At 65.0% G+C, this 13,853-nt stretch carries 9 protein-coding genes (1 of these 9 running past the window's edge); 8 read left to right on the plus strand and 1 reads right to left on the minus strand.

The window, feature by feature from the left end; all coding sequences use genetic code 11:
• Window positions 1-69 precede the first annotated feature (69 nt).
• The 8 genes from QU595_RS19545 (at window position 70) to QU595_RS19580 (ending at window position 13,094) form a co-directional block, all read left to right on the plus strand.
• On the plus strand, window positions 70-1,323 hold the full coding sequence (locus tag QU595_RS19545) for an aspartate kinase (protein WP_315924976.1): 1,254 nt from the start codon (window positions 70-72) through the stop codon (window positions 1,321-1,323).
• 78 nt (window positions 1,324-1,401) lie between these two features.
• Window positions 1,402-3,672: a phosphoenolpyruvate--protein phosphotransferase gene (ptsP, locus tag QU595_RS19550; RefSeq protein WP_315924978.1), complete on the plus strand. Its 2,271-nt coding sequence runs from the start codon at window positions 1,402-1,404 to the stop codon at window positions 3,670-3,672.
• A 9-nt stretch (window positions 3,673-3,681) separates the two neighbouring features.
• Window positions 3,682-4,761: a peptide chain release factor 1 gene (gene prfA / locus QU595_RS19555; RefSeq protein WP_315924979.1), complete on the plus strand. Its 1,080-nt coding sequence runs from the start codon at window positions 3,682-3,684 to the stop codon at window positions 4,759-4,761.
• Window positions 4,762-4,783: 22 nt separating this feature from the next.
• Window positions 4,784-5,641 (plus strand): peptide chain release factor N(5)-glutamine methyltransferase, encoded by an 858-nt coding sequence (gene prmC, locus QU595_RS19560; protein WP_315924981.1) that lies wholly within the window; start codon window positions 4,784-4,786, stop codon window positions 5,639-5,641.
• A gap of 316 nt (window positions 5,642-5,957) precedes the next feature.
• Window positions 5,958-6,842 carry a DUF4167 domain-containing protein gene (locus tag QU595_RS19565; RefSeq protein ID WP_315924983.1) on the plus strand — a complete coding sequence of 295 codons (885 nt, stop codon included), beginning with the start codon at window positions 5,958-5,960 and terminating at the stop codon, window positions 6,840-6,842.
• 224 nt (window positions 6,843-7,066) lie between these two features.
• Window positions 7,067-9,679 (plus strand): ATP-dependent chaperone ClpB, encoded by a 2,613-nt coding sequence (clpB, locus tag QU595_RS19570; RefSeq protein ID WP_315924985.1) that lies wholly within the window; start codon window positions 7,067-7,069, stop codon window positions 9,677-9,679.
• A gap of 212 nt (window positions 9,680-9,891) precedes the next feature.
• On the plus strand, window positions 9,892-11,352 hold the full coding sequence (locus QU595_RS19575) for a L,D-transpeptidase (protein WP_315924987.1): 1,461 nt from the start codon (window positions 9,892-9,894) through the stop codon (window positions 11,350-11,352).
• Window positions 11,353-11,573: 221 nt separating this feature from the next.
• A complete protein-coding gene (locus tag QU595_RS19580) occupies window positions 11,574-13,094 on the plus strand; it encodes an MFS transporter (protein WP_315924989.1) in 1,521 nt (506 codons plus the stop codon).
• A gap of 26 nt (window positions 13,095-13,120) precedes the next feature.
• Here the strand turns inward: QU595_RS19580 and QU595_RS19585 are convergent, their stop codons facing one another.
• A protein-coding gene (locus QU595_RS19585) for a M23 family metallopeptidase (protein WP_315924991.1) crosses the window boundary here: on the minus strand, window positions 13,121-13,853 show its end. Its footprint extends 1,220 nt past the window's final position; the window shows 733 of its 1,953 coding nt (coding positions 1,221-1,953); its start codon lies off the right edge, out of view; the stop codon is at window positions 13,121-13,123.

Raw genomic sequence — 13,853 nt, forward strand, 5'->3', positions numbered from 1 at the left:
CAGACCCGGTGTGCCGGGTCTCCAGTTTTTCGGTTCCGGTCAGCCGGCATTCAAAGGCATTTCGCTTCCATGGCGCGCATCGTGATGAAATTCGGCGGGACTTCCGTCGCCGACATCGCCCGCATTCGCAATGTGGCGCGTCACGTCAAACGCGAGGTGGACGCCGGCCACGAGGTGGCGGTGGTGGTTTCGGCCATGGCCGGCAAGACCAACGAGCTGGTGGCCTGGACGCGCGAGGCCTCGCCCATGCACGACGCGCGCGAATATGACGCCGTGGTCGCGTCCGGCGAACAGGTGACGGCGGGGCTGCTGGCAATCACCCTGCAGAACATGGGCATCAACGCACGCTCCTGGCAGGGCTGGCAGATCCCGATCCGCACCGACAACGCCCATGGCGCGGCGCGCATCAAGGAAATCGACGGCTCGTTCCTCATCAAGCGCTTCCAGGAAGGGCAGGTGGCGGTGGTCGCCGGCTTCCAGGGCCTGGCGCCGGACAACCGCATCGCCACGCTCGGCCGCGGCGGCTCCGACACCAGCGCGGTGGCCATCGCCGCCGCCGTCAAGGCCGACCGCTGCGACATCTATACCGACGTGGACGGCGTCTATACCACCGATCCGCGCATCGAACCCAAGGCGCGCCGCCTCGACCGCATTTCCTTCGAGGAAATGCTGGAAATGGCCTCGCTCGGTTCCAAGGTGCTTCAGGTACGGTCGGTGGAACTCGCCATGGTGCACCGGGTGCGCACCTTCGTGCGGTCGTCCTTCGTGGAGCCGGATGCGCCCGGCATGGGCGATCTTCTCAATCCGCCCGGAACCCTCATTTGCGACGAGGATGAAATCGTGGAACAGCAGGTCGTCACCGGAATTGCCTATGCCAAGGACGAAGCGCAGATTTCGCTGCGCCGGGTCGCGGACCGTCCGGGCGTCGCCGCCGGCATCTTCGGGCCGCTGGCCGAGGCCAACATCAATGTGGACATGATCGTCCAGAATATTTCCGAGGACGGCAAGTCGACCGACATGACCTTCACGGTGCCTTCCGGCGACGTGGCGAAGGCGCTGACGGTGCTGGACAAGGTCAAGCAGACGGTCGGCTTCGACGCGATCCAGCATGACGAGGGCATGTCCAAGGTGTCGGTCATCGGCATCGGCATGAGAAGCCATGCGGGCGTTGCCGCCACCGCGTTCAAGGCGCTTTCGGAGAAATCCATCAACATCCGCGCCATCACCACCTCCGAGATCAAGATTTCGATCCTGATCGACGGCCCGTATACGGAACTTGCAGTTCGAACTTTGCATTCCGTTTACGGTCTAGATAAGCAATAGTCTGAGGAGTCGGCGATTGCTCGACGCCGGTGCGGGAGGGGCCCGCTCCGGCCATAGCGCCATTGGAGAAGAAGCCCGATGCGTGATTCGGCCTTCGGCCCGCGCGTTCTTCTGAAAAGGCTTCGCGAGCTCATGCAGGAGCCGCTGGAGCCGCAGGAGAGGCTCGACCGCATCGTGCGCGACATCGCCTCCAACATGGTGGCCGAGGTGTGCTCGCTCTACGTGCTGCGCTCCGACTCGGTACTGGAACTCTACGCCACCGAAGGCCTCAATCCCAACGCCGTGCACCTGGCGCAGTTGCGTCTCGGGCAGGGTCTCGTCGGCACGATCGCGGCAAGCGCGCGGCCGCTCAATCTTTCCAACGCGCAGGAACACCCCGCCTTCGCCTATCTGCCGGAGACGGGCGAGGAGATCTACCACTCCTTCCTCGGCGTGCCCGTGCTGCGTGCCGGCCGCACACTCGGCGTGCTGGTCGTGCAGAACAGGACCATGCGCAATTATCGCGAAGACGAGGTCGAGGCGCTGGAAACCACGGCGATGGTCATCGCCGAGATGATCGCGGCCGGCGATCTGGCCCGTCTCACCCGGCCGGGCGTCGAACTGGACCTGAAGCGGCCGGTTTCCTTCACCGGCCTCACCTTCAACGAGGGCATCGGGCTCGGCCATGTCGTGCTGCACGAGCCGCGCATCGTCGTCACCAACCTGTTCAACGAGGACAGCGAGGAGGAAGTCCGCCGGCTGGAAGCCTCGCTCGGATCGCTGCGGCTGTCCATCGACGACATGCTGTCGCGCCGCGAGGTGGCCTTCGAGGGCGAGCACCGCGAGGTGCTGGAAGCCTACCGCATGTTCGCCAACGATCGCGGCTGGGTGCGGCGCCTCGAAGAGGCGATCCGCAACGGCCTGACGGCGGAGGCGGCGGTCGAAAAGGTGCAGTCGGACATGCGCGCGCGCATGATCCACATGACCGACCCTTATCTGCGCGAGCGCATGAGCGATTTCGACGATCTCGCCAACCGCCTGCTGCGCCAGTTGCTGGGTCAGGCCCCTGAAGACATCGCCGCGGCGCTGCCGAAGGACGCCATCATCGTCGCCCGCTCGATGGGGGCCGCCGAACTGCTCGACTATCCGCGCGACAAGCTGCGCGGGCTGGTGCTGGAGGACGGCGCGCCGACCAGCCATGTGGTGATCGTCGCCCGCGCCATGGGAATTCCCGTCGCCGGCCAGATGAAGGGCGCGGTCTCCATGTCGGAGAACGGCGATCCTATCATCGTGGACGGCGACGAGGGCTCCATCCATCTGCGGCCCCAGCCCGACCTGGAAGCCGCCTATGCGGAGAAGGTCAGGTTCCGGGCGCGCCGGCAGGAGCTTTATCGCGAACTGCGCAAGAAGCCGTCGGCGACGAAGGACGGCGTTCCGGTCGATCTGCTGATGAATGCCGGCCTGGCCGTCGACCTGCCGCAACTCGCCGAATCGGGCGCGGCCGGCATCGGCTTGTTCCGCACAGAGCTGCAATTCATGGTGGCCTCCACCTTCCCGCGCGCCGAGGCGCAGGAAAAGCTCTATCGCGACGTGCTCGACATCGCCGAGGGCAAGCCGGTCACCTTCCGCACCATCGACATAGGCGGCGACAAGGTGCTGCCCTATTTCAAGAACGCGGCGCAGGAAGAGAACCCGGCGCTCGGCTGGCGCGCCATAAGGCTGGCGCTGGATCGGCCGGGACTGCTGCGCACGCAGATCAGGGCGCTTTTGAAGGCGGCCGGCGGGCGCGAACTGAAGCTGATGCTGCCGATGGTGACGGAACTCAGCGAGGTCGTGCAGGCGCGCGAGATCATCGACCGCGAAGTGCGGCACCTGTCGCGTTTCGCGCACCATCTGCCGACCAGCCTGAAGCTCGGCGCCATGCTGGAGGTGCCGTCGCTGCTGTTCCAGCTCGACGAGTTGATGAAGGCGGTGGATTTCGTTTCCGTCGGGTCGAACGACCTGTTCCAGTTCATGATGGCGGTCGATCGCGGCAACACGCAGATCGCGGACCGCTTCGATCCCCTGTCGGTGCCGTTCCTCAGGGCGCTGAAGGAGATCGCGGTCGCCGGCCATCGCAACAGGACGCCGGTGACGCTGTGCGGCGAGCTTGCCGGCAAACCGATCTCGGCCATGGCGCTGATCGGGCTCGGCTTCCGCTCCATCTCGATGTCGCCGGCTTCCATCGGTCCGGTCAAGGCGATGCTGACGGAACTGCCGCTGGCGGATCTGGAACGCTTCTTCGAGGACAACCTGTCGGCGCCGTCCACCGGCATGCCGATGCGCGCTCTGTTGCAGGCGTTTGCCGACGACCGCAGCATACCTTTGTAAAGCACCTGCATGATCAATCTGCCCCGCGACCGCATGGACCAAGTCGTCAAGCGTTTCGACATGCTCGAAGCGCAGATGGCGGCAGGTCCCGAGCCTGAAGCCTATGTGAAGATGGCTTCCGAATATGCCGATATCCAGGACATGGTCGGCAAGATCAGGGCCCTGCGCGCGGCCGAGAGCGAGCAGGCAGACCTCGAGGCCATGCTTTCCGACAGATCGACCGATGCGGAGATGCGGGCGCTGGCCGAAGCGGACCTGCCGGAGGTCGAGGAGCGGATCGAGGCTCTGCAAAGGGATATCCAGATCCTGCTTCTGCCGAAGGACGCGGCCGACGAGCGCAACGCCATCCTCGAAATCCGCGCCGGCACGGGCGGCGACGAGGCCGCGCTTTTCGCCGGCGACCTCTTTCGCATGTACGAACGCTACGCCGCCGCACAGGGCTGGCGCATGGAGGTGGTCTCGGCAAGCGAAGGCGAGGTCGGCGGGTTCAAGGAGATCATCGCCACCGTTTCCGGCAAGGGGGTCTTCGCCAAGCTGAAATACGAATCGGGCGTGCACCGCGTGCAGCGCGTGCCGGAAACCGAGGCCGGCGGGCGCATCCACACCTCGGCGGCGACCGTTGCGGTGCTGCCGGAGGCCGAGGAAGTCGATATCGAAATCCGACCGGAAGACATCCGCATCGATACGATGCGCGCCTCCGGTTCGGGCGGCCAGCACGTCAACACGACCGACTCGGCAGTGCGCATCACGCATCTGCCCACCGGCATCATGGTGGTGCAGGCGGAAAAGTCGCAGCACCAGAACCGCGCCCGGGCCATGCAGATCCTGCGCGCGCGCCTCTATGACATGGAGCGCAGCCGCGCCGACGAGGAGCGCTCCGAATCGCGGAAGTCGCAGGTCGGCTCGGGCGACCGCTCGGAACGCATCCGCACCTACAATTTCCCGCAGGGTCGAATCACCGACCATCGCATCAATCTCACCCTCTACAAGCTCGACCGGGTGATGGAAGGTGAGCTGGACGAGATCGTCGATGCGCTGATCGCCGATCACCAGTCGAAACTTCTGGCGGATATGAGTGCGGCCGGATGACGCACGGTCGGCAATTCTCAAGATGAAACTGGGCGCGCTCCACCTGGCCGCGCGGGCGAGGCTGGCGCAGGCGGGGATCGCGGACGCCGCGCTCGACTCGCGCCTGATCGTGGAGCATTTCACCGGCACCGGGCGGACCGACGCCATAGCGCGTCCGGAACAAGAAATATCCGCCGCTGCCGGCGACGCCGTGGAAGACGCACTCCGGCGCCGTCTCGCAGGCGAGCCGGTTCATCGCATTCTCGGCTACCGGGAATTCTACGGGTTGAGGCTGTCGCTGTCGGCGGAAACGCTCGAACCGCGACCGGACACCGAGACCCTGGTGGACGCGGTCCTGCCGTTCGTCCGGGCCACGGCGGCGCGCGAGGGGCGGTGCCGTATCCTCGATCTCGGCACGGGAACGGGCGCGATCGCGCTTGCGCTGCTCCATTGTGAGCGGGCTGCGGAAGCCGTGGCCGTCGATATTTCGCAAGGCGCGCTGGCAATGGCGGCCCGGAACGCCGCGGAACTCGGCCTGTCGGCGCGGTTTACGGCAAAAAAGTCGGACTGGTTCGCGGAAATCTCGGGCCGCTACCATGCAATCGTGTCGAACCCGCCCTATATACCGGCAAAGGACATCGGCGCACTGGAACGGGAAGTGCGCGACCATGATCCGGTTCGGGCGCTGGACGGAGGCGCCGACGGGCTGGACGCCTACCGCCGGATTGCGGCGGGTGCTGCCACCCATCTGGAACATGGCGGCATCGTGGTGCTGGAGATCGGCAGCACGCAGGCGGCTGAAGTCGCGCAGCTTTTCGCCGACAAGGGGTTCGTCCTTTCCGATAGCCGGCGCGATCTGACGGGAAACCAGCGGGCGCTTGTCTTCAGGGTGAAAGAATAGGCCCGGCAGGCGCGGGAAAGACGGAAAAAACGCTTGGCAAGGCATGGGAATGCGTCTAGGGTCGCGCGCAACCGGATGAGACGAAGCAGGCAGTGCTCTTAGCGATTCGGTTCCCTTGGAAATAGCTGCCTTCCTGCGAAACGACGCTAGGGCTTCGTGCGGGAATCACCCGGCAAGTGATGTAACCGGAACGGGATGACACGTGGCGCCAACGCAATCGATGCGGGCGAACACCGGTGGAACAGCGGAACGGCAGGCTGCATGAGCGCCGCCGCGCGAACAGATTTTTCAAGCTTCGAACACTGAAGAGAGTCGGATGAGGCCACAACAGCAGAACAGGCGCATGCGCGGTCGCAACGGCGGCGGCGGCAACAATAACAACAACAATCGCAAGGGGCCGAACCCGCTCAACCGCAACTACGAAAGCAACGGACCGGACGTCAAAATCCGCGGTTCGGCCCAGCAAATCGCCGAAAAATACACGACGCTCGCCCGCGACGCGATGAGTTCCGGCGACCGCGTGATGGCCGAGAACTATCTCCAGCATGCCGAGCACTACAACCGCATCATTGCGGCCGCCCAGGCGCAGATGCCGATCCAGCACGTCCAGCAGCGCAACGACGATTTCGACGACGAGATCGAAGAGGAATTCGAGAACGGCGCGGCCGTCGGCGAGGTGCAGGTGCCGGTGGTGAACCATGGCGCGGGGCCGCAGCCCGTGATCGAGGGCGTTCCGGCCGAGGTGGCGCTGAATTCCGAAGGCAATCGCGAGGCCAATGGCAGCCGTGAAAACAACGGCGCCCGCGAAGGCGGCGGCCGTCATCGCGATCGCAGGCACCAGAACGGTCGCCGCAACGATTATGGCCAGGGCGGCCAGCGCGATGAACAGCAGGCACGCCGCGACCACAGCGAGCCTGCCCCTGAGACCGGACAGACCGAGGCCGGACAGACCGGAACCGGACAGACCGAAACCGGGCAGGGCCAAGGCGAACAGGCCACCGAGGTGACCCCTGCCGCCGCACAAGTCGAGCAGGCATCGGCACCGACCGAAACCGCGACGGCGGCCGAGCAGAACGAGAAGCCCGCCGAGGAGGCACCGCGCCGGGCGCGGCGCCCGCGTCGTCCGCGCGTCAGCGCCGATGCCGAGGCAGGCGCTCCGGCCGAGGCCGGAAGCGAGGAAACCACTTCCGCGGATAGTTGAACGAATTCAGCCTTTCGGCGTTTTGGACGGCGGGGAGAAATCCCCGCCGTTTCCGTTTTTCGGACAAGCGAATTATTATCGAGCGCAGCGCCGCGAGGCGTCTTGAGGGAGCCGGGCCCACGCCCCATATCAGGTGTGAACTGGGCCCGGCTCTGACAGGGAGGGTCCGTCACCATAATCTGATCCGGTGCCGCAAAGCGGGCCGGTGATGGAAGGAGACAAATATGAATCTTGAAAAATATTCCGAGCGCGTGCGCGGTTTCATCCAGTCGGCACAGCAATACGCGCTCAATCGCAACAACCAGCAATTTACTCCCGAACATATTCTCAAGGCGCTGATCGATGACGACGAAGGCTTTGCCGCGTCCCTGATCGAGCGTGCCGGCGGCAATGTGCAGGACGTGAGGCTTGGAACCGATGCGGCGCTGGAGGCGCTGCCGAAGGTAGAGGGCGGCAACGGCCAGCTCTATATGGCGCAACCGCTGGCCAAAGTGTTCTCGACAGCCGAGGAGCTGGCCAAGAAGGCGGGCGATTCCTTCGTCACCGTCGAGCGCCTGCTGCAGGCGCTTGCCATGGAGAAGACGGCAAAGACTTCCGAAATCCTCGCCAAGGCCGGTGTGACGCCGCAGGAACTGAACAAGGTCATCAACGACATGCGCAAGGGACGGACAGCAGATTCGGCTTCCGCCGAGCAGGGCTATGACGCGCTGAAGAAATACGCGCGCGACCTTACCGCCGATGCCCGTGCGGGCAAGCTGGACCCGGTGATCGGCCGCGACGACGAGATCCGCCGCACCATCCAGGTTCTGTCGCGGCGCACCAAGAACAACCCCGTGCTGATCGGCGAGCCCGGCGTCGGCAAGACGGCGATCGCCGAGGGGCTGGCGCTGCGCATCGTCAATGGCGACGTGCCCGAATCGCTCAAGGACAAGCAGTTGATGGCGCTCGACATGGGCGCGTTGATTGCCGGCGCGAAATATCGCGGCGAGTTCGAGGAGCGTCTCAAGGCGGTGCTCAACGAGGTCACCGCTGCCGCCGGCGGCATCATCCTGTTCATCGACGAGATGCACACGCTGGTGGGCGCCGGCAAGGCGGACGGCGCGATGGACGCCTCCAACCTGCTCAAGCCTGCGCTGGCGCGCGGCGAGTTGCACTGCGTGGGCGCCACGACGCTGGACGAATACCGTAAATATATCGAGAAGGACGCGGCGCTTGCCCGTCGTTTCCAGCCGGTCTTCGTCGAGGAGCCGACCGTGGAGGACACCATCTCCATCCTGCGCGGCCTGAAGGAGAAGTACGAGCAGCACCACAAGGTGCGCATCTCCGACTCGGCGCTGGTTTCGGCCGCGACGCTGTCCAACCGCTACATCTCCGACCGTTTCCTGCCCGACAAGGCCATCGACCTTGTCGACGAGGCCGCTTCACGGCTGCGCATGCAGGTCGATTCCAAGCCCGAGGCGCTGGACGAGATCGACCGTCGCATCATGCAGCTCAAGATCGAGCGCGAGGCGCTGAAGGTGGAGAAGGACGAGGCTTCGAAGGACCGTCTGGCCCGGCTGGAGAAGGAACTGGCGGGGCTGGAGGAGGAATCGACTTCGCTCACCGCCAAATGGCAGGCCGAGAAGCAGAAGCTCGGTCTGGCGGCCGACCTGAAGAAGCAGATCGACGACGCCCGCAACGAACTGGCCAGCGCCCAGCGCAAGGGCGAGTTCCAGCGCGCCGGCGAACTTGCCTATGGCAAGATCCCCGAACTGGAGCGCCAGTTGAAGGAAGCCGAAGCCAAGGACCACGACGGCAAGGGCGGCATGGTCCAGGAGACCGTGACGCCGGACAACATCGCGCACATCGTCTCCCGCTGGACCGGCATTCCGGTGGACAAGATGCTGGAAGGCGAGCGCGAGAAGCTGCTCAGGATGGAAGACGAACTCGCCAAGCGGGTCGTCGGCCAGGGCGAGGCCGTGCAGGCCGTGTCCAAGGCGGTCCGGCGCGCGCGTGCCGGGTTGCAGGACCCGAACCGGCCGATCGGCTCGTTCATGTTCCTCGGCCCGACCGGTGTCGGCAAGACCGAACTGACCAAGGCGCTGGCCTCCTTCCTGTTCGACGACGAGACCGCGATGGTGCGCATCGACATGTCGGAGTTCATGGAAAAGCACTCGGTCGCCCGGCTGATCGGTGCGCCTCCCGGCTATGTCGGCTATGAGGAAGGCGGCGTGCTGACGGAAGCGGTGCTGCGCAGGCCTTATCAGGTGATCCTGTTCGACGAGGTAGAAAAGGCGCATCCGGATGTCTTCAACGTGCTGCTCCAGATCCTGGACGACGGTCGCCTGACCGACGGGCAGGGGCGTACCGTTGACTTCCGCAACACGCTCATCGTGATGACTTCCAATCTCGGCGCCGAATATCTGGTCAATCTCGGCGAGGGCCAGGACGTCGATGCCGTGCGGGACGAGGTGATGGCGGTCGTGCGTTCGCACTTCCGGCCGGAATTCCTAAACCGTATCGACGAGATCATCCTGTTCCATCGCCTGCGCCGTCAGGACATGGACAAGATCGTCGAGATCCAGCTCAAGCGGCTCGAATCGCTGCTGGCCGACCGCAAGATCAGGCTCGACCTGGACAACGACGCCATCAAGTGGCTGGCCGACAAGGGCTACGACCCCGCCTATGGCGCGCGGCCGCTAAAGCGGGTGATGCAGAAGGAACTGCAGGACCCGCTGGCCGAGAAGATCCTGATGGGCGAGATCCTCGACGGGTCGGCCGTCAAGGTGACAGCGGGTTCGGATCGCCTCAACTTCCGTTCGAAGCCCGCAACGGTCGAGGCGGAACAAGCGGCTTGACCAGGGCTGGCCTCGCCTTCGCGAAAGGGCGAGGCCAGTTTGCCACAGGGGAAGATTTCCTTTGAATAGATGATATATGGCGGACGGCGGCGGCGCTGATCCGCCATTTTCATGCCCGGTTCATATTGGAACGATTATCCGGGTGGTCCGTTGCGGCATGACAGTATTTGCTGAACGGTCAGGCGGTGAAGACATCGGAGTTTTTGGCCTACATGCTGCGCAAGATTTGCCTGTTCTCGGCTTTTGCCGCGACGTTCGTTTCGACCGCGGCCATGGCCGCGCAACATCCGACGTCGGCGGACCGGATTGCCGAAGGGCCGGCGCGTGCGGACAGCGTGGGAATTCAGGTCGCCCAGGCCGGCGATTATGAGATCTACTATGACGGGCGCGGCAACCGGGTCATCGTCGATTCCTATACCGGCAAGGTCGTCGCCATCCAGCCGCCGCAGGGCCGGTTCGATCGCCGCGCCCTGAGGTTGCAGGAACGGCAGCGGCAGTTCGACGGCGACGGCGGCTACTATTCCGACGGCCAGGGTGACACGACCCGTTACCGGCGCCTGCGGCGAAACGGCGACCAATATCTCGGGCCGGCCGACGGTCCCGACGACTACGGCGATTCGCAAGACGCGTTTCCGCCCGCGCCCGGTTCGGGCGATGCCTATGCCTATCCCGACGAACAGGCTCCGTCCGAAATTCGCCGGGAGCCGATCCAGCAGCAGCCCATGAAAGAAGCATCCGTGGGACCGTCGTCGCCGCAGGAGCCGACCACAGTGACGCCGGCGCCGAATCTCGACGGCAAGGCCACGGTCAATTCCTCGCTCGCGCTCGGCGGGCGAGAGGACATCGCCGCGCTCCAGGTGCTGCTCGACCGGAGCGGCGCCTCGCCGGGTGTCATCGACGGCCGGTTCGGCTCCAATGTCGACAAGGCGCTTGCGGCCTATCGCGAGATCACCGGGGTAAACCTGCAATCGACCGATGCCGCCGCGATCAAGGAGGAGCTCCAGAAGACGGGCGGCGATGCCTTCGCCTCCTATACGATCACGCCGGAAGACGCGGCGGGGCCCTATGTCGCGTCGGTTCCGGAGGATTATAGCCAAAAGGCCAAGCTCGAGCGCATGAGCTACACCTCGGTCACCGAAGCGCTGGCCGAGCGTTTCCACATGGACGAGGCTTACCTGAAGGCCCTCAATCCCGGACTGGACTTCAACCGGCCCGGCACGGTCATCAGGGTCGCCAATTTCGGCAAGCTCGTCTCGACCCCGGTCGCGCGGATCATCGCCGACAAGGCGCAGAAGCAGGTGCGGGCCTATAGTGCCGACGGCAAGCTGGTGGCGGCCTATCCGGCGACGATCGGCTCCACCGACACGCCGTCGCCTTCGGGCATCCACACGGTCTCGCGCATCGCCTTCAACCCGAACTACACCTACAATCCCAATCTCAACTTCAAGCAGGGCGACAACGACAAGATCCTGACCATCCCGCCCGGCCCGAACGGCCCGGTCGGCTCGATCTGGATCGCGCTCGACAAGCCGACCTACGGCATTCACGGTACGCCCGATCCCTCCAAGATCGGCAAGACCGCCAGCCATGGCTGCGTGCGCCTGACCAATTGGGATGCCACTGAGCTTGCCAAGCTGGTGAAGCCGGGCGTGACGGTCGAATTCACCGATTGACCAACGGGAGCCTGGCGTGTTTGCCGGGAGCGGTCAGGAGATGAAGGCCTCGCCGTTGTCGCGGCGGGCCAAAGGGCGTAATCCTTTCCTGCGCGAGGCGCGCCGCCGATCGCGGAGCAATTCCGGTTTCTTCGAATCGCGAAGCGCTCCGTCTTGCCTGCAATTCCGGGGGAAACCGCCGCGCATCTTCCTGGAATTGCCCACGGGAGGCTGGTTTTCGTATGCGCTCAGCACCGGCCGAATCGTTCTGCCCACAATCCCGGCGGCGTTTCGTCCTGATCGCGGCGATCCTGGCTTCGGCGCTCGGCTTCATCGACGGTTCGGTGCTGGCCATCGCAACACCTGCGATCCGCGCCGATCTCGGCGCCGATCTGTCCGAGGCGCAGTGGATTTCCAATGCCTACGCGCTGACCCTGTCGGCCTTGATACTCGCCGGCGGTGCCGCCGGCGACCGGTTCGGCTTGCGCAAGGTCTTCGTAATCGGGATCGCGCTGTTCATTTGCGCATCCTTCGCCTGCGCGCTGGCGCCCAATCCGGCCATGCTGATCCTGTTTCGGGCGGTCCAGGGCATAGGGGCCGCGATCATGGTGCCCGGCAGCCTGGCGATCATCGCCAAGGCCTACCCGAAACGGGAACGGGGCCGGGCCATCGGCATCTGGGCCGCGTCGTCGGCGCTGACGACCGCGCTGGGACCGGTCCTTGGCGGTCTGGTGCTATCCGCTTTCGGCGACGCGATCTGGCGCGCGATCTTTGCCATCAACCTGCCGCTCGGCATCGTCTCCATCTATCTGCTGCTGGCGAAGGTTCCGGCCGATCAACCGGAGCAAAAGCGCGGCCTGGACCTCGGCGGCGCGATGCTCGCCACGCTTTCCTTCGGCTCTCTCGCCTATGGGCTGACCGCCCTGAATGCGGAAGGCCGCGCACCGATGGCCGGCCTGGCTGCGGGTGCGATTGTCGCCGGCGCGATGCTGTTTGTGCTGTTCCTGATCTGGGAAAGGCGCCAGCGCGAGCCGATGATCGAACTTTCCCTGTTTCGCAACGGCGCGTTTTCCGGCGCGAACCTGGTCACGTTCCTGCTGTACTTCGCGTTGTCGGGCGTTCTGTTCTATCTGCCGATGCTGCTGATCGCGGGCTGGCGGCTGAGCACGGCGGAAGCCGGCTTCGTCTTCGTGCCTCTGTCTGCGCTCATCGCACTCTTGTCAGGGCCGGTCGGCCATGTCTCGGACCGGATCGGACCGCGTCTTCCGATCGCGTCCGGCTGCCTTCTGGTGGCGGTCGCCTTTGCCGGGCTGGCGGCCATCGTAAGCGCCGGCATACACCAGTTCTGGTCCGGCGTGTTTCCGCTCATGACATTGATGGGATTCGGCATGGCGCTGGTGGTGTCGCCGCTGTCCACGGCAATCATGACGTCGGTGGACGACAAGGATACGGGCGCCGCTTCCGGCATCAACAATGCCGTCTCGCGGATCGCGGGCCTGATGGCGGTCGCGGCCTTGGGGTCCTTCGCAGCCTGGGTCTATGCCGGGGCGCTGCCCGATGGGCCACCGATGCCCGGTTTCGGACAGCTTGCGGCCACTGAACTGGCGCCGGCCATGGAATCCATGAGGACGAAAGCCAGCGATGCCGCCTTCGCGGCGGTGGCCTGGGTCACGGTGCTGCTCTGCCTGCTGTCAGCGGTTACCGCCTGGGTGACCGTGCCGGGCCAGAGGCTTCCCTGGATCCGAGCGACGGATAGCCGTTAAGGTGCGCTTCGATCTTCCGGCTGCTGTCAGCCGTCCACTTTCGCGCTGGCCATCTTGAGCGAGCCGTTGTCCTGCTGCTTCAGCAGGTCCTCGATGCGGTCGCGCTCGCGCTTGAAGGCGACCAGATCGTCGCCGTTCAAGGACTTGCCGACCGGCAGGCGCACCCGCATCGGGTCGACCTTGGTGCCGTTGACGATCAGTTCGTAGTGCAGGTGCGGCCCGGTGGCGAGGCCCGTCTGGCCCAGATAGCCGATGACCTGGCCCTGGCGAACGCGAACGCCTTCGCTGATTCCGCGGGCGAATGCGCTCTGGTGGTTGTAGGAGGTCTCGTAGCCGTTGGCGTGGCGGATCATGATCTGCTTGCCGTAGCCGCCGGCCCAGCCGGCCTTTTCCACCACGCCATTGCCGGCGGCGATGATCGGAGTGCCGATAGGCGCTGCCCAGTCGACGCCGGTGTGCATGCGCACATAACCGAGGATCGGGTGCTTGCGGGCGCCGAAGCCCGACCGGAACTTGCCGGCGGGCAGCGGATTTCGCAACAGGAACTGCTCGGCGCTGCGGCCATCCCGGTCGAAATAATCGACGCTGCCGTCCTTCAGCTGGAAGCGATAGAGCGTTCGGGTTGCCGCTCCTATCGAAGCGGAAACATAGAGCAACTGCGATTCGTCGGAGGCCTGATCCTCACTGTCGGGCTGCGAAAACAGCACTTCGAGCCGATCGGAGGGATTGAGCCGCGACTGGAAATCGACGTCCGACGCC

Source organism: Mesorhizobium sp. SP-1A (genome assembly GCF_032460275.1).
Classification (GTDB): Bacteria; Pseudomonadota; Alphaproteobacteria; order Rhizobiales; family Rhizobiaceae; genus Mesorhizobium.